Annotated in this window: 19 protein-coding genes; 11 read left to right on the top strand and 8 right to left on the bottom strand. The window is 46.6% G+C overall.

All coding sequences use genetic code 11. The features are described 5' to 3' along the window. Positions 1 to 2,142: COR domain-containing protein (locus tag ABW391_RS09165; RefSeq protein WP_353481550.1), on the top strand; the 2,142-nt coding region annotated here is incomplete at its 5' end. A 100-nt stretch (positions 2,143 to 2,242) separates the two neighbouring features. Continuing rightward, a complete protein-coding gene (locus ABW391_RS09160; protein ID WP_353481549.1) occupies positions 2,243 to 2,860 on the top strand; it encodes a hypothetical protein in 618 nt (205 codons plus the stop codon). Between the two features lie 116 nt (positions 2,861 to 2,976). Here the strand turns inward: ABW391_RS09160 and ABW391_RS09155 are convergent, their stop codons facing one another. Then, on the bottom strand, positions 2,977 to 4,311 hold the full coding sequence (locus tag ABW391_RS09155) for a saccharopine dehydrogenase C-terminal domain-containing protein (RefSeq protein WP_353481548.1): 1,335 nt from the start codon (positions 4,309 to 4,311) through the stop codon (positions 2,977 to 2,979). Positions 4,312 to 4,352: 41 nt separating this feature from the next. Here ABW391_RS09155 and cdd point away from each other — a divergent pair, with 41 nt between their 5' ends. The 3 genes from cdd to ABW391_RS09140 all read left to right on the top strand — a co-directional run bounded on the left by cdd (position 4,353) and on the right by ABW391_RS09140 (position 7,013). Then, the gene (gene cdd, locus ABW391_RS09150) at positions 4,353 to 4,829 is read left to right on the top strand and encodes a cytidine deaminase (RefSeq protein WP_353481547.1); all 477 of its coding nucleotides are present in this window, start codon (positions 4,353 to 4,355) and stop codon (positions 4,827 to 4,829) included. Positions 4,830 to 4,951: 122 nt separating this feature from the next. Continuing rightward, positions 4,952 to 5,578, top strand: a complete 627-nt coding sequence (locus tag ABW391_RS09145; protein ID WP_353481546.1) for an outer membrane beta-barrel protein — start codon at positions 4,952 to 4,954, stop codon at positions 5,576 to 5,578. 70 nt (positions 5,579 to 5,648) lie between these two features. Continuing rightward, positions 5,649 to 7,013 carry a Gfo/Idh/MocA family protein gene (locus ABW391_RS09140; RefSeq protein ID WP_353481545.1) on the top strand — a complete coding sequence of 455 codons (1,365 nt, stop codon included), beginning with the start codon at positions 5,649 to 5,651 and terminating at the stop codon, positions 7,011 to 7,013. 54 nt (positions 7,014 to 7,067) lie between these two features. On the opposite strand, the gene ABW391_RS09135 is transcribed toward ABW391_RS09140, so the two are convergent. Both ABW391_RS09135 and ABW391_RS09130 read right to left on the bottom strand, forming a co-directional pair. After that, positions 7,068 to 8,978: a M56 family metallopeptidase gene (locus ABW391_RS09135; RefSeq protein ID WP_353481544.1), complete on the bottom strand. Its 1,911-nt coding sequence runs from the start codon at positions 8,976 to 8,978 to the stop codon at positions 7,068 to 7,070. Between the two features lie 25 nt (positions 8,979 to 9,003). Continuing rightward, positions 9,004 to 9,408, bottom strand: coding sequence for a BlaI/MecI/CopY family transcriptional regulator (locus ABW391_RS09130; protein WP_353481543.1), 405 nt, complete (start codon positions 9,406 to 9,408; stop codon positions 9,004 to 9,006). 177 nt (positions 9,409 to 9,585) lie between these two features. Here ABW391_RS09130 and ABW391_RS09125 point away from each other — a divergent pair, with 177 nt between their 5' ends. Next, positions 9,586 to 10,137, top strand: a complete 552-nt coding sequence (locus ABW391_RS09125) for a hypothetical protein (RefSeq protein ID WP_353481542.1) — start codon at positions 9,586 to 9,588, stop codon at positions 10,135 to 10,137. 46 nt (positions 10,138 to 10,183) lie between these two features. Next, positions 10,184 to 11,212 (top strand): PspA/IM30 family protein, encoded by a 1,029-nt coding sequence (locus ABW391_RS09120; RefSeq protein ID WP_353481541.1) that lies wholly within the window; start codon positions 10,184 to 10,186, stop codon positions 11,210 to 11,212. Between the two features lie 123 nt (positions 11,213 to 11,335). Here ABW391_RS09120 and ABW391_RS09115 read toward each other — a convergent pair whose 3' ends face one another. Further along, a complete protein-coding gene (locus tag ABW391_RS09115) occupies positions 11,336 to 12,652 on the bottom strand; it encodes a T9SS type A sorting domain-containing protein (protein WP_353481540.1) in 1,317 nt (438 codons plus the stop codon). A gap of 447 nt (positions 12,653 to 13,099) precedes the next feature. On the opposite strand from ABW391_RS09115, the gene mdh reads away from it, so the two are divergent. From mdh to ABW391_RS09100, 3 genes are all read left to right on the top strand, one after another. Continuing rightward, entirely contained in the window at positions 13,100 to 14,032 is a 933-nt protein-coding gene (mdh, locus tag ABW391_RS09110; RefSeq protein ID WP_353481539.1) for a malate dehydrogenase, read from the top strand. A gap of 117 nt (positions 14,033 to 14,149) precedes the next feature. Next, positions 14,150 to 14,686, top strand: a complete 537-nt coding sequence (locus ABW391_RS09105; protein WP_353481538.1) for a SelL-related redox protein — start codon at positions 14,150 to 14,152, stop codon at positions 14,684 to 14,686. 125 nt (positions 14,687 to 14,811) lie between these two features. Beyond that, positions 14,812 to 15,912 (top strand): vWA domain-containing protein, encoded by a 1,101-nt coding sequence (locus ABW391_RS09100; protein WP_353481537.1) that lies wholly within the window; start codon positions 14,812 to 14,814, stop codon positions 15,910 to 15,912. A gap of 13 nt (positions 15,913 to 15,925) precedes the next feature. Here ABW391_RS09100 and ABW391_RS09095 read toward each other — a convergent pair whose 3' ends face one another. The 3 genes from ABW391_RS09095 to ABW391_RS09085 are packed head-to-tail and all read right to left on the bottom strand — an operon-like array spanning position 15,926 to position 18,464. Further along, positions 15,926 to 17,422 carry a DUF4153 domain-containing protein gene (locus ABW391_RS09095; protein WP_353481536.1) on the bottom strand — a complete coding sequence of 499 codons (1,497 nt, stop codon included), beginning with the start codon at positions 17,420 to 17,422 and terminating at the stop codon, positions 15,926 to 15,928. Positions 17,423 to 17,465: 43 nt separating this feature from the next. Further along, positions 17,466 to 17,807 (bottom strand): winged helix-turn-helix domain-containing protein, encoded by a 342-nt coding sequence (locus ABW391_RS09090; RefSeq protein WP_353481535.1) that lies wholly within the window; start codon positions 17,805 to 17,807, stop codon positions 17,466 to 17,468. A 12-nt stretch (positions 17,808 to 17,819) separates the two neighbouring features. Continuing rightward, positions 17,820 to 18,464 carry a hypothetical protein gene (locus tag ABW391_RS09085; RefSeq protein ID WP_353481534.1) on the bottom strand — a complete coding sequence of 215 codons (645 nt, stop codon included), beginning with the start codon at positions 18,462 to 18,464 and terminating at the stop codon, positions 17,820 to 17,822. 399 nt (positions 18,465 to 18,863) lie between these two features. Between ABW391_RS09085 and ABW391_RS09080 the strand changes: the two genes are divergently transcribed. Continuing rightward, a complete protein-coding gene (locus tag ABW391_RS09080) occupies positions 18,864 to 19,463 on the top strand; it encodes a Uma2 family endonuclease (protein WP_353481533.1) in 600 nt (199 codons plus the stop codon). Between the two features lie 34 nt (positions 19,464 to 19,497). Here ABW391_RS09080 and ABW391_RS09075 read toward each other — a convergent pair whose 3' ends face one another. Next, positions 19,498 to 20,340 carry a universal stress protein gene (locus tag ABW391_RS09075; protein WP_353481532.1) on the bottom strand — a complete coding sequence of 281 codons (843 nt, stop codon included), beginning with the start codon at positions 20,338 to 20,340 and terminating at the stop codon, positions 19,498 to 19,500. Positions 20,341 to 20,411 lie beyond the last annotated feature (71 nt).

Here is a 20,411-nt window from a genome sequence, read left to right as displayed (position 1 = left end):
AATAAAATTTCTAACGGGCAGTTTTTAGAAAATTTGACCAACCTCAACTCACTATACCTCGGTAACAATCAAATCTCCGATGTGCGATTTTTAGAAAAACTGACCACACTTAACTCTGTCGACCTAAGTAACAATCAAATCTCCGACGTAAGCTTTTTAGAAAAACTGCCTGCACTGCACAAAATTGTCTTAACCAATAATCAATTGGCTGACCTTTTACCACTGCGTTATTTTTTTGAAAAAAAAAGAATGCAAGTGGTTTGGAAATACCCCTATGATACAAGTGATGGCGAAATCAATGTAAAAGACAACCCTTTTTCCAACCCACCTACCGCAATCGTTGAGCAGGGCAACGACGCCATCCTCGAATACTTCCGCCAAAAAGAAACAGCGGGCAGCAAACCCCTACTTGAAGCCAAAATGGTACTGCTCGGAGATGGCAGAGCAGGCAAAACCTCACTTGCCTGCCGCATGCTCGGCAAGGAACTGCCCCGACAAGAAGACCGCACGCAGGGTGTGGACATTGTCATTGGGGAGTACAGCTTCCCTGTCGAGGAGGGTGATTTTGTGTTGCACATTTGGGATTTTGCAGGGCAGGACAAGTACAAGCCACTGCACCAGTTTTTTTACACCGAAGGTGCGGTGTATGTCATGGTGGCCGACAGCGGCAATGCGCAGACGGATTTCGCCGATTGGTTTGAGACCGCCGAGATGTTCGGCGGCGAGGGCAGCCCGCTGCTGGTCGCGCTCAACGAATTCCGGGAGGGCATGGGTATAGGCAACTTCGACGAGGAAAAATGGCGCAAACAGTTTCCCAAACTCATCAAGGAGGTGCGTTTGGTCAACCTTCTGAGTCAAAAAGGCTTCCCTGAACTCGAAAAAGACATTCGTCACCTCGCCAACCAACTGCCCCATACCCGCACAGAATACCCCGCCAACTGGGCCAATATCCGATCTGAACTCGATCGCCGCCGCAACGAAAACTACATTTCGCTGCCCGAATACCTGAACATCTGCCGCCAATTCGACCTGCCCGAACGGGAGAGTGCCTTGATTTTGAGCGGCATCTTGCACCGGATTGGCGTGTGCCTGCACTACCAAAAAAACGAGTTGCTGCGCCTGCACGTCATCCTGAAAAACGAGTGGGCCACCGCAGCGGTTTATAAAATCCTCGAAGACCGCACCGTGGCCGAGGAAAAAAAGGGTTTTTTCGATTGGTCAGATCTGCGGCGCATCTGGTCGGACGACAGCTACCAGGACATGCAGCCACAACTACTCGCGCTGATGTGTGAGTTCAAAATGGCCTACCCACTGCCCAAACCAAATGAGTTCGTCACACCGCCACTCCTCCCGCCCGCCCCACCGCAGGATTGGGATTTTCCGACAGGTGAAGCCATCGAGGTGCGGGTCGAGTACGAATTTTTGCCGAAGGCTTTAATGACCCAGTTCATTGTGAGTCGTCACCCCGACATCGACCGGGGCCGCACGCTGGTCTGGCGCGAGGGCGTGGTGCTGCGCTGGTCGACAGACACCCTGGCGCAAGTCTCCAAAATCAAATCACGGGGCCGCGATGCCCTGCAAATACAGGCCATAGGCAGCGAGCGGCGCGGCTTGCTCACTGCCATTCTAAAAACCCTGCGCGACCTGCACAACGAATACCGGGGAATCCGGGCACACGAAATTGTGCCTTGTTCCTGCGAGGGTTGCCGCACCGAGAAAAACCCGCAGCACTATTTTGATTTTAAAAACCTGAGCAACAGGTTGGAAAAAGGCCGACGAGTAGTGGAGTGCGACCAGTCTTTGGAAGAGGTTGATTTATTGAAAATTTTAGGCAATTTATTGCTTTTCGAGCATTTGGGGGTTGGGGAAGCGGTGGTGTTGGCGAAAAGTGAAAAGCCAGTGCAAAAATCTGGGATCACCGAGGAAATGGTGTCTACCATCCGTGAAAAGCTCAAAAAAGACAAATTGGAGGAGGCACTGGCCTATTTGGAAACCCACGCGCCTACGGAGAGTATTTTGCTCCAGGCGCAAATCACTCGGTCTGCCAAAAATACCCAACAGGGTCTTGATAGCACTGAACAGGACTCCGCCATCAGGCAACGAACGATCAGAGCTATTTTGGCGTGGTTGGAAAATGAATAACCCATCTTAACCAAAGAAACCACCCCCATATCAAGGATGTTTTTGGGGAAAAGCGTAAATTTGAATCTATTCTCAACAACTTTACAACAATTCCCAACCGATGAAAAAAATTGCATTTTTATTGCTGCTCTGCGGAGCTTGCCTGCAAGCAACCGCACAAACCCAGATTGACACCTACATCAAAGAAGCCCAGGGCTTCCTGGCAAAAAAGGACTACAAGCAGGCTCAACTAAGCCTACAAGATGCCTTGAACGAGATCAACAATCTACTGGCCAACTCGGTGGCTGATTTGTTTCCCGCTGAAATCAATGGCCTGAAAGCCGAAGGTGATGCAGATACCAATTCGGCTGGCATGGGCATGCTGGGTGGCGGTGTGCAGATTTCAAAAAAATACCGGAACGAGGCGACCAAGCAAGATGCTGAAATTCAGATCATTGCCAATTCGCCAATGCTTGGCTCTTTGAACATGTTTCTGACCAATCCATCCATGATGGGCAAGGAGTACAAAAGTGTACGGGTAGGTACCAACCGGGCCATCCTGAAGTCTGAATTGGAAGATGGCAACAATGGAAAAAAAATTCGTTCTACTGAAATTCAACTTCCACTTGGCCAAACCCTGATCACGATTCGCACCAATGGTTTTGCCACCGAACAGGATGAACTCGCGTTTGCCAACAAACTGGATTTGGAAAAAATCAAGACCGCACTGGGCAACTAGTGCATCCAAAGAAAGAAAGCAGACATGGAATCCATGCCTGCTTTCTTTTTATTAAATGAATGGTCTATACCTTCAAAATCCTTTAGCGCCACCGAAATTTAGCTGAGGATTGGTTATCACAACTTCCGGTCAATCTCCTTAAATACGATCCCGTGCTGCTCCAATTCGCTGAGCACGGGTTCATATACTTCTTTCATCACTGGAATTTGCACCCCGCGTGATTTGATTTTGCCTTCCACCACCAGTTTTACAAAGATGGCCATTGGCAAACCCACCGTTTGAGCCATGGCGGTATCTTCGGCGTTAACACCCTTTTTGGACATTGAGGAAATGCGCATGCGTTTTTCCCCTTTTTTCTCGTATTCGATCTCGTGGTGCATCACCACCATGTCTTTGTCATTGGGCTTCAGCTTCCATTTGTCGCGCAGCAAATGCTCCAGAATCAAGGCTGGAGTTGCGTTGGGCAATTTGATTTTTTTCTTGCTGAACACACCTAACCATTCCAGTTTTTTCATCACTTCGGAGTTGATGTCTTGTCCCAGCAATACGGCTACCCGGTCTTTCAGGCTGCCACCAGCGTATTGGTCTACGTAGGCGTCCATCAGTTCGTGGTAAGTAATTTCGCCAGAATGCAGAATGGGGAAATCCGCATCGGTCAATCCTATCTGGATCAAGGCATCCCAGGCTTCGCAAAAACCATCGTAACGCAAGGTTCCGCGCAGGATATTGGGGATGTCGGCAAGGCCATATGCCTCGCGGTACAACAAGGAATCGCGATTGGCGTAAGCCTCCATTTGGCCCACCTCAGGAATATCGATGACCCGGCGCTCTTTGTACAAGCGGTGGTAAGGCGTATAGCGCAATTTGCCGTTTTCGAGGTATTGGGCGGTACCCTGACCCGCCAAAACAACGTTGCGAGGGTTCCAGGTGATCTTGTAATGCCAGGGGTTGTCGTCGCTTTCGGGCGCAATCAAACCTCCGGTATAGGAACGAAAAGCGGTGATTTTACCGCCACTTTCTTTGATCTCGTTGATCACTTTCATAGCCGACATGTGGTCGATGCCTGGGTCGAGGCCCATTTCACCCATAAAAATCAGTTCCCGGTCGCGCGCTTCGTCGCCAAGGCGGTACATCTCTTGCGAAACATAGGAAGCCGTGATCAGGTGTTTTTTGAGTTTTACACAATCGTGCGCCACTTCGAGGTGCAGGTGCGCCGGAAGAATCGATACTACGACATCGGCACGGCCAATCAGGTCCCGACGGTCGTTGACTTTCATCACATCCAACCAGACAGCCCGCCCATTGGGATGGTTTTTCACTTTCTTTTCTGCACTTTCTAGCTGGGCATCGGCAACTGTAACGAACCAAGACCGCTCTGCGGCTTGTTCTAATACATATTTGATCAGTGAACTGGAAGAAAGTCCCGCTCCGATGATCAGAATGTTATTCATGTTGTATAATTTTGAACAGACTGTAAACTTAAATTGCGCTGATGGTAGAGTTGAAATTACAGGTAAACTATCGTTGTTATGCATCAACGACAGAACTTCCGGTTGAGTATCAAGAGCTGTTGGACTGTGCTAAAAAAGCCTTGAGCAAATCCTATTCGCCGTATTCTGCTTTCAAAGTTGGAGCAGCAATTTTATTGGAAAATGGAACCCTGTTGCAAGGGGCCAACCAGGAAAATGCCGCTTATCCTTTGTGCTTGTGCGCCGAAAGAAATGCCTTAGCCGTGGCAAATATACAGTATCCTTCCCAAAAAATTAATGCAATGGCCATAGTCGCCGAAAAAGAGAACATTTTTGTGTCGCCATGCGGGGCTTGCCGACAAGTGATTTGGGAAAACGAATTGCGCAATGCTGCCCCCATCTTGCTCTTCATCCAGGGGCCCAATGGGAGCGTATACCGCTTTGATTCGGTTGCCGATTTGTTGCCTTTTGGTTTCAGTGGGAATGAACTTTTGGAATGATGAATTTTGCGAATGACGAATTGCTACTCGTAATTCGTCATTCGAGAAATTCGTCATTCCCAGGATCTATACTAAGCTGGTGTTGGTTGCGTTGAATAAGTGCACTCATAATCCCATGACCCATGAACCATTTACACATCCCTTTGGCCATCCTGCTATGTTGTTTAGGTTTCCCCATTTTCAGTTATTCGCAAAATCAAACCTACCTTGGATTCAGCGGCTCGGGCTGGCCCAGTAATTTGCAAGTCCGGGGCGTATTTCAGGGGGCATTTGAGAAGAAAAACATTGCCCAGCAACTCGAAATGGGCTATGTCCGCCGAGAAAACTTTACCATTCGCCATCCACTCAGCAACGGAGCTTACTATTTTCAGCCACTGATTGGTGCAGTTGAACTCAGTACCTTTTTTAAAATGAGCATCAATTTTGAGCAATTTCGATTGTTTGGTCTCATCGGCCCGTCCCTTTCACATGGCGTAGAAGCCGAAGCGTTTATTGCACCCGAAGGCGGTGGCGATGTCTATCGGGCCGTGATCCCTTGGCATGAATTGGGCGTTCGGCGCTGGGAAGCTGGTGCGTATACGGGTTTCGGGATAGAAAGCATTGGCAAAAGAGGCGTAAAAATATTGATTGATTACCGGTATTATTTTGGCTTGACCGATTTGCTAACCGGAGATGTCTCAGCCTACAATCAAGGTTCTTTGTTGGGGATTGGGATTGGCTTACCGCTCAAGCGGCAAAATATAGAATAGGAAAGAGTCTTGTCTTTTTTAAACAGAAAAATTTGCATCTTAGCCCTCCAAATACATCAAAAGATACGCAATGAAAAAAACATCTAGGAGGAAGTTTGTTCAGCAATTGGCCTTGGCCGCACCCATTGCTGCCATTCAACCTTTTCACCTGATCAAAAGCATGAAAGTCAGCCCAGCCGACAAGATTCGACTGGCCACCATTGGCATGGGCATTCAAGGGCATTTTGATACCCGGGCTGCACTCAAAGACACCGGAGTAGAATTGGTGGCCGTTGCCGACCTGTATCAGGGGCGCCTGGATCGCGCTAAAGCAGACTACGGCAATCAACTTTTTGTAACCCGAGATTACCGCGAAATCCTGAAAAGACCTGATATCGATGCGGTAATCATCGCTACTTCCGACCATTGGCATGGCCGTATTACCCTGGATGCGCTGGCGGCGGGCAAAAACGTGTACTGCGAAAAACCCATGGTCAAACAGATTTCAGAAGGCTTGGGGGTGATTGATGCCTGGAAAAAATCTGGCAAAACCATGCAAGTGGGCAGCCAGCGCATCAGCGGCTCGGATGCCGCCGAAGCTCGCCGCATGATCGCTGCTGGAGACATTGGGGCCATCAACTACATGGAATCCAACAGCGACCGATTCAATGCCATCGGTGCCTGGAATTACTCCATCCCACCAGATGCTTCGCCAGTTACCGTGGATTGGGATACTTTTTTGGGCAATGCACCCAAGCGCCCCTTTGATGCTACCCGTTTTTTCCGCTGGCGCAATTACCGGGATTATGGCACCGGAGTGGCCGGAGACTTGTTTATCCACCTGCTGACCAGCACGCATTACGTCACCAATTCCTTGGGCCCAACGCGGATTTTCTCCTCCGGAGGTTTGTACCACTGGAAAGATGGCCGCGATGTGCCGGATGTACTGGTTTCGGTGATGGATTATCCCCAAACTGCTACCCATGGGTCTTTCCAAGCAGTATACCGCGTCAACTTTGCCAATGCAGGCACCATCAACAACAGTACCCGCATTATCGGGGATGAAGGCGAAATCCTCTTTGGCAACGGTCGGATTACTTTGACCAAGAAAAAACTGCCCTCGGCACCCGGTTACGGCAATTACGACAGCTTTTTCACTTTCCCGGAGGAAACCCAAAAGGAATTTGTGAAACAATACGATGCCAAATACCCTGAAGATACCCGCAAGGCCGAACCAGCCAAAGAGATAAAATTTGAGTCTCCCAAAGGGGAAGATGCACACGCCCTGCACTTTCTCAATTTCTTTGACAACATCCGCAAAGGCAGTCAAGGTACCCTGGAAGATCCCGTGATGGGTTTCCGCGCTGCCGGACCAGCCCTGGCTTGCAATGAGAGTTTTTTTGAACAAAAAGTCATCCACTGGGATCCAGTGGCGATGAAGCTGAAGAAGAAGTAAAAATGAAGATTCCACGTGCCTGCAAATTGTGGGCACGTGGAATAATGTTGGTGGTTAATTTCCAGAAACCCGGTAGCTATACGTCCGGTAACCATTGGCTATCTTCAAAAACTTCTCCTGGTATTTTTTGTGCAATTCGCCGGATTGCTTTACGCCGTTGATTTTAAAAACATCCTCGTCCAATTTCAAAGCAGTAAGTGACTTTTTGTCTTTGATCAGTTTATCACTGATCATTTCTTTGATGATGTCCTCCATTACTTTTTCGTCTTTTTCAGCTTGGATGCGATCTCGCGTGGCTTGCTCCCGATCGCGTTCAGCCTGTTCTCTATCGCGCATGGCTTGTTGACGATCTCTTTCGGCTTGTTCGCGATCGAGTTTCGCTTGCTGAATGTCTCTTTCCGCTTGTTCTTTATCCCGTTGTGCCTGATCACGATCGCGTTGAGCTTGTACTTGATTCAGATGGGTATCCCGCTGAGCTTGTTCCTGGACAAGTTTGGCTTGATGCTGGTCTTTGGCGGCTTGCTCTGCGTCGCGTTTGGCCTGATCCCGATCCCGCAAAGCTTGGTCCCGGTCTTTTAGCGCTTGGTCTCGGTCTTTTAGAGCTTGCGCGCGATCACGTTCAGCCTGTTGGCGGTCACGTTCGGCTTGCGCTTTGTCTCTGGCAATTTGCTCGTCAACCGTTTTGAACAGCCAGTCGTACTTGTTGACTTGATCCGCAGCAATTTTTCCGCCATTCACGTACATTTCCACGACCTTCTTGTCGATGCGCTTGATGCTGTAGGTTTTGCCATTGGTGTCCTGCAAAAATAGAATTTGAGGGCTTTTGGCAGTACCATTGCCTGAAACATTGACATTGGTAAAAGAAGTAATCCTGTTTTCTTTCGTTGATTGAGCTTGGCTTTTGTGCAAGGAAAAAAAGCACAAGGAGCTAATGAGTAGCACACTGGCCAGTAATGAGATCTTCTCCATAATACTTAATGTTTTGTAGGTGTGGTGATTGAGGATGCGCTTCACCCTTGCGAGCAAAGGCATTTTTTGTTTTCCGGCAAAAGCCAGGGCATATTTAGAACCTTTGAGGTTAAACTCCTGAAAAGCAACCAGGGCATTGATGTAATGGGTTTTGCTTTGCATTGTGTTTACTGCAATGTCGTCACAACAATTTTCTCGCTCCAAACGAATCAGGGCAGAAACCCACAACAGACCTGGATTGAAGAAAAATACCTGCTCCAGCAAGCACTGCATAAAATTGATCAGGTAGTCATTGCGGCGAATATGCGCCAACTCGTGCAACAGGATGGCCTCCACCTGTTCCGCAGGTAGATTACTCAACAGCCCCAGTGGCACTAAAACCATAGGCTTGAAAAATCCTATCGCAGCAGGGCTCTTGACCAAAGCGGATTCTAAAAACTGCACAGGTTTTTGGATTTGAAGTTGCACTGCAAGCACCTCCAGACGGCTTCGCCAATACAAGTTAGGAACCAGACTACCGTATAAAGTGATGCGGCGTAAGTGATACAAATCCCACCCCATGCGAATGCTTTTGATGCCCAAAACAAGCATCCAGAAAGCAACAATAAGGAACGTATGTCGGTCAATGAAAGCGATAAATGCATTCAGTTGTGAATGTACCCAAGGTATTGATAGTAATCCCTCTCCTACCCCTTGCTCTTTATTTTGAGCAACCACTTGATCGGGGTAATTGATTTCCAAAGCGTGGGGGGAACTGATTGTATTGTGGTATTGCCATAGAATCGAACCCGTTGCCACTAATCCGATCACAAACAATACCAGGGCTATTCCCAACAAATTATACCGCACGCTGGCTTTGGATCTCCGGCAAACCAGCATGATCAGCCCTGCCACTAAAGCCAGTACAATGCCTTGCCAAAAGGAATGCAGAAGCGTCCAGCTCAGGGCATAGATCACTCGTTCCGAAACAAAGGATGTTGCGAATACCAATTGCATAAGCCATTTTTTTAATTAAAAACTACTAAAGCTCGTCCTTGTGTTGATCCAGCAATGCCCTAATGGCATCGAGTTCTGCTTGGGAAGTCTTTTTGTTGCCCAACAATTGCATCACCAAATTGCTGGGTGAACCTTTGTAAAGGGTATCTACAATTTTATCCAACATTAGCCCTTTTGTCGCTTGCTCTTCTATCGCTGCGCTGTAAATGTGTTTCATGTTGCTTTCGTCACGTAAGAGCATCCCTTTTTCTACCATGACTTGCATTTGTTTCAAGGTAGAAGTATACTGTACAGCTTTCTTTTGTGCATTTAAGGTATCATTGACAAAACGAACCGTACTCGGACCGCAGTCCCAAAGTACTTGCAGAATGTCCATTTCTGCTTTGGTAGGAATCCCTGCTTGATCTGATTCTGGATTTTGTGCTTTCATATCACAAAGGTACGATAAATATCGTACGTTGCAAGTAGTAGCTTTGATTTTTTTAAAAGTCAACAAAATCAAGGGCAAAAGGTACGTTCATCCAAGTTATATCCAGGAAAATCGAAAAATCAGGCTTTTTTGTGTATAAAAACCCTTAATTTGCGCCAACTAGAAACGACATTACCCATGCAAAAGAGTTTGAAAGCGCTTTTTGGTGTTCACCACGGATTGGACGAAAAAAGTGTTGATTTTTTGACCCAGGCACTGGAGAAGAATAATCTTCCAGGCTTTGATTACATCGAGTTCAAGCAATCAATTGGCAATCTGATTGATTTGGGGATGGACGAGCCCACGATGTACAAGTCTGCGTATGCAACTGCAACTACAGTGGGTTTGACCAAGGAGAAATTGCTGAAAACTGCCGACCATTATAAAAAGATTTTGACCAACGAAAAATCCCAATTTGATGCCGCTATGCAAAAGCAGGTAGAGCAGCGGGTGCGGTCAAAACAATTGGAGGTAGAAAAGCTGCGCAAGCAAATCGAGGAGTTTCAGGCCAAAATCAAGGAATTGGAAGCTAAAATTGTCGCTTCACAAAGCACCATTGATCAGGCCGATGATTTGATACAAGGCGCTTTGGAAAAAATCGAGACCACCAAAGATGGTTTTGAAGGCACCTTGCGGGCGCTGATGAACGAAATTGATCGCGATATTCTGAACATTCAACAATATTTGTAATTTTGAGTGTACTCGGAATTGAGTACCCACAAAAACTCACCTAAACATGGCTGAAGTTAAATTTGAAAATCCCGAATTTAAGCAAAAATCGTTCTGGTCTCGTCCAGAAGGCACCACTGGTGCTATTTTTGGTTTGGCGGTATTGGCAGGCTTGGGTTATTTATTCGTAACCTATCTTCCTGTGATCCTGGCGTTGGCACAAAGCACGCTCTACTTGGCACTGATGATTGTTGCCATCGTGGCCATCCTTTATATGGTACTCGATCCCAGGATGCGCACCTTGATCTGGTACATGTACAAAAGCATCATGCGTTGGGTTACGGGTATGTTTGTGACCATCGACCCCATTGGTATCCTCAAGAACTACATCGAAGACCTGGAGGACAACCTGACCAAAATGCGCAAGCAAATTGGCATTCTGCGCGGCCAGATGCGCCAAATGTCTACGCTCATCGAAGACAACAACAAAGAAATTGATGCCAACATGCGCTTAGCCGCCGCAGCCCGCGATCAGGACAAAGACCAGCAAATGCTGTTGGCGTCCCGCAAAGCTGCCCGTTTGCGTGAAAGCAACGAAAAATACGCTGCGCTGCATCAAAAGATGGAAATCCTGTACCGGATTTTGTCCAAGATGCACAGCAATTCTGAGGTGCTGCTGGAAGACACCAAAGACCAGGTCAAAGTCAAAGAGATTGAGCGCAAGGCAATCCGTACTTCTCACTCGGCCATGCGTTCGGCCATGAGTGTCATCAGCGGAGATCCAGACAAGCGCGCCATGTTTGATGCCGCGATGGATGCCATCACCGAAGATGTAGCCAACAAGGTAGGTGAAATGGAAAACTTCATGGAAATGTCTTCCAAACTGATGGATTCTATTGACTTGCAAAATGGCATGTTTGAAGAACAAGGCATGGCCATGTTGGAAGATTGGGAAAAGAAAAGCACCTTGATGCTGATGGAAGGAACGGGTAAAACCTCTACTTCTGAATCACTGGATTTGGACAGCTTCAAAAGCCGTCCAGAGAAAGAAGCGCGTGGGGACAACAACGACTACAGCAATCTTTTCAACAACTAAATAACGCAGAAAAATTAACTTCCCGATTTTGGGTTTTGAATAGGAAGTCGAACGGTTCATTTAAAGTGAGCTTTCTATTCAAAAGCCTCTCAAAAAATCGGGAAGTAATTTTTTGCGTCAGACTTAATGGATGATCAGCTTGCGAGATAAAGTACCTTTTTCCCCTTTCAGCCAGATCCAATACATGCCAACTGGCAATTGAGCCCGTAGGCGTAAATCATTGTTGCCTATATTCACCTGAACAGGTTGCTGGTACACCACTTCTCCCAATGCATTGACCAAAGAAACCTGCAAACTCATGCGTTCTTCAGAGTCAAAGCGCAATCGAATCGCTTCACCTGAGAGAATGGGGTTGGGAAACAATTCCAGTGCATGAACACTTTTGAGCTCAGGCAAAGCGGTAGCCTGATTGATGGTAAAGGAACGCGATGCGGAATAAGTCTTGCAGGAAAACAAAGCATTAAAAGGCCTTACGCGCCAATAATAGGAACGGGTACTGGTCAGGTTGCCAACTTCAATTGAAGTACCGTAAGTAATTCCTCGAAAAACCACTGTTCCAAAATTGGCTAGCAAACTCACTTCTACTACATACCCAAAGGCATTTTCTGCCTGGCGCCAATTCAGCGCCACTTTGCGGTTTGGTGCGTTCAGCACCGCTTTATTGCTCGGAAATTCAAGAATGTTCGTTGGAGATCCCAGTTCTGCACAGGGAGGATTGACCATAAAATAATTGTGCAATTCTTCCGACAAATAGCTGTGCATGGCTCCAATTTGGGAAGGTGAAAATTTAGCGGCGCAATTGTCCATCGAATACGACATGATGTAAGAGCCATCTGAGCAAAAGTAGGTTCCATTCGGATCCATTTGTTTGATGCTGCTGATGCCTTTGTTGTCGCAGTACCAGCGGCCAGATAAATAATCAGCTGGTGTATCAAAAAAACCATCTCCCGCATAGGCTCCATTGCTGCTATCGGCCATTTCAACCTCAACACCCATTTTGGTCTGATTTGGTGCAGGTTTTGAAAAATCTGGCGTCTCCATTTCCCATCCGAAAAAAGTATGGGGCAGCGCTAGGTAGTGTCCCATTTCGTGTGCCCAATTGGCATCTTTGCCATTGGTACAATCATTGCTCAATACGATGGCCATGCTTTTGCCATTGGGCATATAATTGTAGCCACATGCACCCATTGGATCGCCAACAAAATAGACATTGATTGTACCTTCTACGTTGTTTCTTAAAAACAAATTGGGAATTTTGGGAAAGGTGCTTTTATCGTGCGCATAAAGCAAACTGTTGTCGATGTAGTTGAAACTTCCTTTGATAAAAAAATGAATATCTGCAGGTGCAAATTTTTCATTGAGCATGCACAGTGCATCCAGAATCGTATTTCCATTCAGGTATTCTTTGCCTTCATCTGTACCAACGATGTGAATCGTCACAGCGATGAATTTCCTGTCCTCTGATCTTAATTGTGGAAGATGCTGGCGATTTTGAAATTGAGACAACCATTCAGATTTTACAGCAGGTGTAGCACAGGGGAACACACCAGAAGGGAGCTGAGCCAACAGCTGGGATAGACTCAGGCAGATAAAACACAGTAAAAACGTATGGCGTACAAAACGCATACAAGGGGAGTTAAATGGTGAAATAAACAGGCCTCTCAAAATTTCATTCAAAAATAAGTGTGAAGCTAATAAGAATCAGTGGAAATTGAAAGTTTTGCAAAAATTCAGTAAATCTTTTGTCCGCACCTCAACAAAGCAGAAATTATTCCCTATAATTGCGGGGAATCCTCAAAGGGCTTGTTATCTTGGTCTTTCTGACTGTTTGAGCAGCTTTTTTCACTCCAAAATGGCTTTTGTAAAAAAATCATAAAAGAACATAAAATGAGCAAAGTAACCGTTGTTGGCGCTGGTAACGTAGGAGCTACTGTAGCCAACGTACTGGCACACCGGGACATTGTCAAAGAAATCGTTTTGCTCGATATCAATGGCAATATGGCAAAAGGCAAAGCCCTGGACACCTGGCAGCAAGCCCCCATCGATCATTACAGCACTTATCTGCGTGGCACCGATGATTATGCGGATACCGCTGGGTCAGATATCGTGGTCATCACAGCAGGTGTTCCTCGCAAACCAGGGATGACCCGCGATGATTTGATTTCTACCAACGCCAAAATCGTCAATAGCGTTACCCGCTCTATCCTGGAGCACTCCGAAGCGCCAATCATCATTGTGGTTTCTAACCCTTTGGATGTGATGACTTACGCAGCCTTCAAAACTGCAGGTCTGCCTGCTACCAAGGTGTTTGGTATGGCAGGTATTTTGGATACAGCCCGGTACCGGGCATTTTTGGCCGAGGCTTTGAATGTCTCTCCTAAAGACATCCAGGCGGTGCTGATGGGCGGCCACGGCGACACCATGGTTCCTCTGCCTCGTTACACGACTGTGGCAGGTATCCCGGTAACCGAGTTGATCGACGAAGAAAAACTCAATGCCATTGTAGACCGCACCAAAGCAGGTGGTGGCGAATTGGTAAACCTGATGGGTACTTCGGCCTGGTATGCGCCAGGTGCAGCAGCAGCTCAAATGGTGGAAGCCATCGTAAAAGACGAAAACCGTATTTTTCCTTGCTGTGTCAACCTGAGTGGCCAGTACGGATTGAACGATACATTTGTGGGTATTCCCGTCAAATTGGGCAAAGCAGGTATCACTCAAATGATTGAGCTGAAACTCAATGCGGACGAAATGAAGTTATTGCATGATTCATCAGTGGCTGTTAAGTCCGTGATGGATGTGTACGATGGAATGGGACTTTAAGTTTTAGAATTTAGGTTGCACACAATTTTACAAAACAAGCAAGATTGTGTGCAACCTAAATCCTTAAATCCAAAAACATTTTCCATTCCCCATTGTTTCATCTAAAATTTCCATTTTATGATTCCGTATGGAATGCAAGAAGAAGTTTTGGATCAAATGGTCACTAATTCCGGGGAAAGTCTTCGGAAAACGGCAGCCAACGCACCAGTGCTGTTGGTATTCCTTCGCCATTTTGGTTGTGTTTTTTGCCGTGAAGCCCTTGCCGACATTTCCAAACGCCGCAAAGAAATTGAATCCACCGGCACCCGCATCGTTTTTGTTCACATGACCGAAAACGACATCGCTGAACGCTATTTTATCCGCTATAATCTAGAAAAAGTAACCCACATCAGCGATCCTGAGTGCAATTTTTATCGAGCTTTCGGCCTGATGAAAGGCAATTTCAACCAACTCTTTGGCCTACATTCCTGGATTCGCGGATTTTCAGCAAGCGTAGTTGCTGGTCATGGTGTAGGGCCACAAATGGGCGATGGTTTTCAAATGCCAGGTGTATTTGTGATTCAAAATGGAGAAATTCGGGAAAGCTTTATCCACCAACTTTCTTCTGATCGCCCGGATTATGAAGAACTGCTCAAGTGCTGCGCAATGGATTAAGTTTTCATCAAAAATGAACATTTCCTGTTGATTTTTCTTTACCTTGAGTAAACCGAATGCCCCCTTGGAGGTGTTCCATATTTTTGGCTATTCTGCCGCACATTTTCAATGAAAAAAGGTTTCCAATGATTGGATGGAAATTTGGTCAATACATACCCGGCCCAGAAGGAGGAACACCTTTTGAAAAGCTGCTCAAAATATTTCAGGAACTCTTGATGTACACTTCTGGTGACGTCAGCGAGTCCTTGTCTTGGTTGACTGAACTGGACAAGGAATACAAACTCACGGATGAAAATTACGGCATGGCCGATTTCATCCAGGATCTGATTGACAAGGGGTACATCAAGCCACCTGCCGAGCGAGAAGATGGATTTACCATTGCCGCGAAAATGGAGATCGCCCTGCGCCAAAAAGCCTTGGAAGACGTATTTGGCAACATCAAAAAAGCCAAACAGGGCAACCACAGCACCAAAGCAGAAGGCCGAGGCGACGAGGTAACCTCGGAATTGCGCCCTTACGAATTTGGCGATCAGTTGGACAAACTCGCCATTTCTGAATCCTTGCGCAATGCCCAGATCAACCACGGCATCGAGGAATTCAAGTTGGCGCAAGAAGACCTGGAGGTTCACGAAACCTTCAACCAAAGCCAGACCAGCACCGTGCTGATGATCGATATTTCGCATTCAATGATTCTGTACGGCGAAGACCGCATCACCCCAGCCAAGCGGGTAGCCATGGCACTTTCTGAATTCATTACCACCCGCTACCCCAAAGACACCCTGGACATCATCGTTTTTGGCGACGATGCCTGGCAAATCGAAATCAAAGACCTGCCTTTTTTGCAAGTAGGGCCTTACCATACCAATACTGTAGCTGGCCTGGAACTGGCCATGGATTTGCTGCGCCGCCGCCGCAATCCCAACAAACAGATCTTCATGATCACCGACGGCAAGCCGACTTGCATCAAAAAGGGTAAAAAATACTACAAGAACAGTTTCGGTATCGACCGCACCATCTTGACGCGTACGCTCAATCTGGCGCAAAGTTGCCGCAAAATTGGCATCCCGATCACCACTTTTATGATCGCCCGCGATCCATACTTGATGCGTTTTGTGGATTCCTTTACCCGCGCCAACAACGGCAAAGCATTTTACAGCAGCCTGGATGGACTGGGTGAATTTGTATTCCGGGATTACAAAACGAACAAGTCGAAGCGGAGCAGATAACCCATTTTTCACGTTACAACACCTTTTGCGTTTTTTGGTCTGCCCAATTCCAGCCTTGCCAGCCTTGTTTGGATTTGCGTTTTTCAAATCGTTCGATTTTAAAATGCAATAACCGATCCACCTTTGCTGCATCGATGTTGCTGCGTTCCAAAAGCAAATCGTGTTCATTGATCAGCAGGGGCAAATTTTTATCCGATACTTCTTTCAGTAAAAACAGCGCGTCAATTTTGGTATGATGCGCTCCATGCAAATTGTATTGGGTAATGAGGACGTCCCAATTGGCAAAGCTGGTCAGTAGCAAACTTCCGTACACAAACCAGGCATTCACGACCCACAAATAGAACAGCGACCTCCGCTCCCGGATCAGCACAAACAAAGAATACAAACCCAGTACCACCAAAATCAAAAACCAAAGCACTCCCAATCGCTTGTAGGCCAAACCGTACTCCGCGATGTAATGGAAATTGCGGCCAGCCACCGAAATTGCCAAGATTGTGTTTTGAACAATCCAGGCATAAGCCAGTGCTTTCAAAGGTTGGTTGTTTTGCAAAAAATGCAGATTGCCACTAAAGAAATAAGCGATGACCGCCATCGCCAATCCCAATGCCGCGATCAACAGGTACGTTCCCTGGTGCACGTAATCGCTCAATTCAGCGGCGCTGTGCCCTTGCTGACTCAACCAGACGCCCTGAATATCGGTCAAATTGACGATGAGCAACAACCCATTTAACAGGGCAAAACTCAGCAAGGCAGAATAATAATGTCGCCGCAAAGCCAGCGTAGGAACAATGCCCTGGTTGCGGGTTCGGCGGCGCAGTTTCCACATGGAGTAGGTTTTTTCTTGGTTGAGCAGGTCGCTTGTCCATACCGACGGCCAAATCAATACCGTCATCACCAATAATCCTTGCAATAGCAAAGCGATACTTTTCCAGGGACTAAATGCAGGCAACCAGGCAACAGCCAGGTTGACCAACTGCGCAAACTGGGCATTGGCAGCATAGTAAATACTGAAAAACAAGAGCAACAACCCAAAGGGCAGCAGAATCAAATAACTCCAGGTACGCACCCAACGAAACGCTGCTTCATACTCGTACTCCCAACGCCGCCACCAGGTGATCGGTGCACTCAGCAAGCCACTCACGGCCAGTAGCAAAGCAAATCCTAAAAAGCGCAATTCTCTGGCTTGCGCAAAACCCAGCAGTAAAAAAATCGATGCGATGTGCGTAACCTGCGCCAACAACGAATGCTGCCAAACCACCGCCAATGCACTCAGCAATACCCCCAAAGTAAGCCACCACAAGCGTGGGGCAATGCGGTACTCTGGATGCAATAGCCACACTACTCCACTTAAAAAACTCCCGAATAACAAGGCGTTGAGACCCAATTCTGGCCGCCAAAACAGTACGGTATACAAGCCCGCACCAACGGTCAACAAGACATTGATCAGCAATTGGCCGTTGAGGGTTTGGATCGGCCAACTCCCGTTTTCGTTGATTGTTTGATTTTTCATTTTAAAGTACTTTGAATTTCAAAGTTTGGGTTAAAAAAAAACGTTATTGCGCTATATCATCATTTTCGCTGGGCTTTTCTCCATTTGTCGAACGGAGATTGAGCAGTTTTTCCAATGCATCCAAATGGTCGTTGAACGCTTTGCGGCCTTGAGCGGTAGCCCGGTATGAGGTATTGGGCTTACGGCCAATGAATTGTTTTTGTACTTCGATGTAGGTCTCCCCTTCCAAAACTTTGAGGTGGCTGGCCAGGCGGCCATCGGTCAGGTCAAGCATGGTTTTAAAACTCGTGAATTCTACCCAGTCATTGACCATCAACATGGACATGATCCCCAACCGCACCCGGTTGTCAAAAGTATCGCTCAAGCCATCAATGAGTATTTTCATCTCCTTCAGTCGTTATGAGCGTTCGTATTTGTAATACATGTAGAGTCCGTAGGCGATGTGCAATATCCCAAAGCCCAAAGCCCAACTTTCGAGTCCATAGCCAATGTTGAAACAGGTAATCAGTCCAAGTACAATTTCGACATAGCCCAATTGCCGCACGTCGTCAAGGGTATATTTGCTGGCGTTTACCAAAGCAAGTCCGTAAAACAACAAGGTACAAGGTGCCACCAGCCCCACAATGCCTTGGTACAACAAAGCCAAAATAAATACACCTCCAGCAATCAAAGGGGTAGCCAGGCTCCACAACAAGCGGCGGGAAACGGCGTCCCAGATGGGTAGCCCTTTTAACTTCGCCTTGCGGGTAGTGAAATAAATTGCAGATAGCACAGCGAAAATGAAAACCAATACCGCATCCATCAATAAAAAAACGCCAGCCTTGATGCCCCAACGCTCGATTTCAAAGAAGTTTTCGTAGTTCAATTCCTGTGTATCAAAGCGCCCCAAATAAATCCCGGCAACCGCTGCGCCAATCAATGCAAATATGCCCGCACTCACGCCCGATAAGCCGCTGAGTGATATAAAGCGGGACGAACGCTCCATCAAGGAACGAATCTCTTGCAGGGTGTCCAAAGATTGCTGATGCTGTGGTTCGATCATTTTGAAGTACTTTGAAATACAAAGTTAGTGGGAATTTGGGAATTGTCAAGTAATTCCAGCAATTAACGCAGAAAAATTAACTTCCCGATTTTGGGTTTTGAATAGGAAGCAGAACGGTTCATTTCAAGTGAGCTTCCTATTCAAAACCCACTTAAAAAATCGGGAAGTAATTTTTTGCGTCATACTAAAACTGTGAGGTTTTTGCCATTGAACGGCTGTTTGGCTTTTAACCAGAAATAAACTAACTTTGTTTACAGAGTCTGGGGCGGTAAAAAAATAAGTGTTTCATTTTGCCAAAGGACTAGATGAGTAAGCGTTTCATTTTAAGTGCCTCATCTAGTCCTTTGGCTCTGAGAAAATGAAACACTTATTTTTGCCCCACTATTAAAAAGAATACCAATGGCAAATGCAACCGCTACCAGCACGGAAAATACCCACGGAAAGGCCAAGGATGGCCTGATTTCTTGGGAGCTTTTTCAACGCAAATACCTTAGCCGAGAAGACGCCTACAAATACGAATGGCTGAATGGTGTAGTGGAAAAAACCAGACGAACAGTGGACTACACCCGATTTTACATCATTCAGAACCTACAAAATTTCTTTTATGGCCTCCAGTCCCAAAGTTTGATGGATGGAGCTTTGATTACAGAAGGAGATGTTTTTTTCCTCAACAAACACCGTCGCCCAGATATAGCTTATTTCAGTTCTGCACAAATTCAAGCCGCAGCTGATGGTGTTCGCCCGGTTCCGCAATTTGTCATTGAAATCATTTCCAATCATGATGCCATCAATCGGGTTTTCCTTAAAATGCAAGATTACCGTGCTGCAGGAGTCCAGGTAGTTTGGCACATTTTGCCTTTGACTGGTGAAGTTCACGTGTTTACCGGAGGAGATCTACGGAACATGACTGTTTTGACCGCAGACATGCAATGTTCTGCTGCTCCCGTATTGCCAGATTTTGAGTTGTCTGTTGCAGACGTATTGAATAAACGAGGATAGGAACACGATTCATCGCGTCCCTATCCAGTCAAATCTATTTCAACGGAATTGCCAGCACCGGAATAGCAGCGTGGTTGATGGTATCCTCGGTCAAGCTGCCCAGCAAAATGTGGGACAAACCGCGGCGTTGGTGTGTGCCCATCACGATCAGGTCGGCGTTGTGTTCTTTGGCAAAGTCAAAAATGACCTGTTCTTCGTTTAGGGTAAAAGTTTCGGTCTTGAAAATTTCGACATTTTTCAAACCCGTTGATTCAAGCAATGCTTTTTCACGGGCTTCGATATCGGCATCATTTCGGTATGCTCCGGGATTGTTGATGTACAATAGGAAGAATTTCCCACCAAAAATGGCTTCCCAATCGCGCAAGCCTTCAAAAAGTTTCTTTTGATCAGATTCAAGAGTAGTGGGAACCACGATGGTCTTGAATTCAAGCGTCGCATTGTCATGTACGGCTAGCACCGGGCAATTCACGATGCGCACAATCTTTTCGGTATTAGAACCTACAAAGAATTCTTTCAAGCCAGATGCTCCTTTGGTACCCATCACAATCAGGTCAATACCTTCAGTTTTAACCACATCCTCAATAATCGTTGAGAAGGGCCCACCGATGACCGAGGTACGCACATTTTTGTTGTCCAGTTCAGCAGCTACCTCTTCCAAGAGTTTTTCCAGGTTTTCGTGCACCATGTTGAGGTATTTTTCCTCAATGGATCGATCATAGGTGTAATAGTATTCGGATACAGGTAGTGCCGCGCCGATTTGTTCGTTCACGTGGAGTAAAACGATTTCAGCGTCGATTTTTTTGGCAACATGAACGGCAACGTCCAACGCTTGGCGGGCATTGTCGGAGAAGTCGGTTGGAACAAGGATCTTTTTCATGGCTAGGTTGATTTTCTATGCCAAAGTTACCGGGAGGTATATGATCCTGCGTTGATGCAATAGAGTGCTTT

Source organism: Haliscomenobacter sp., from assembly GCF_040403615.1.
Lineage (GTDB): Bacteria > Bacteroidota > Bacteroidia > Chitinophagales > Saprospiraceae > Haliscomenobacter.
Note: the sequence above shows the minus strand (reverse complement) of the source record. Positions and strands in the feature narration are given on the sequence as shown.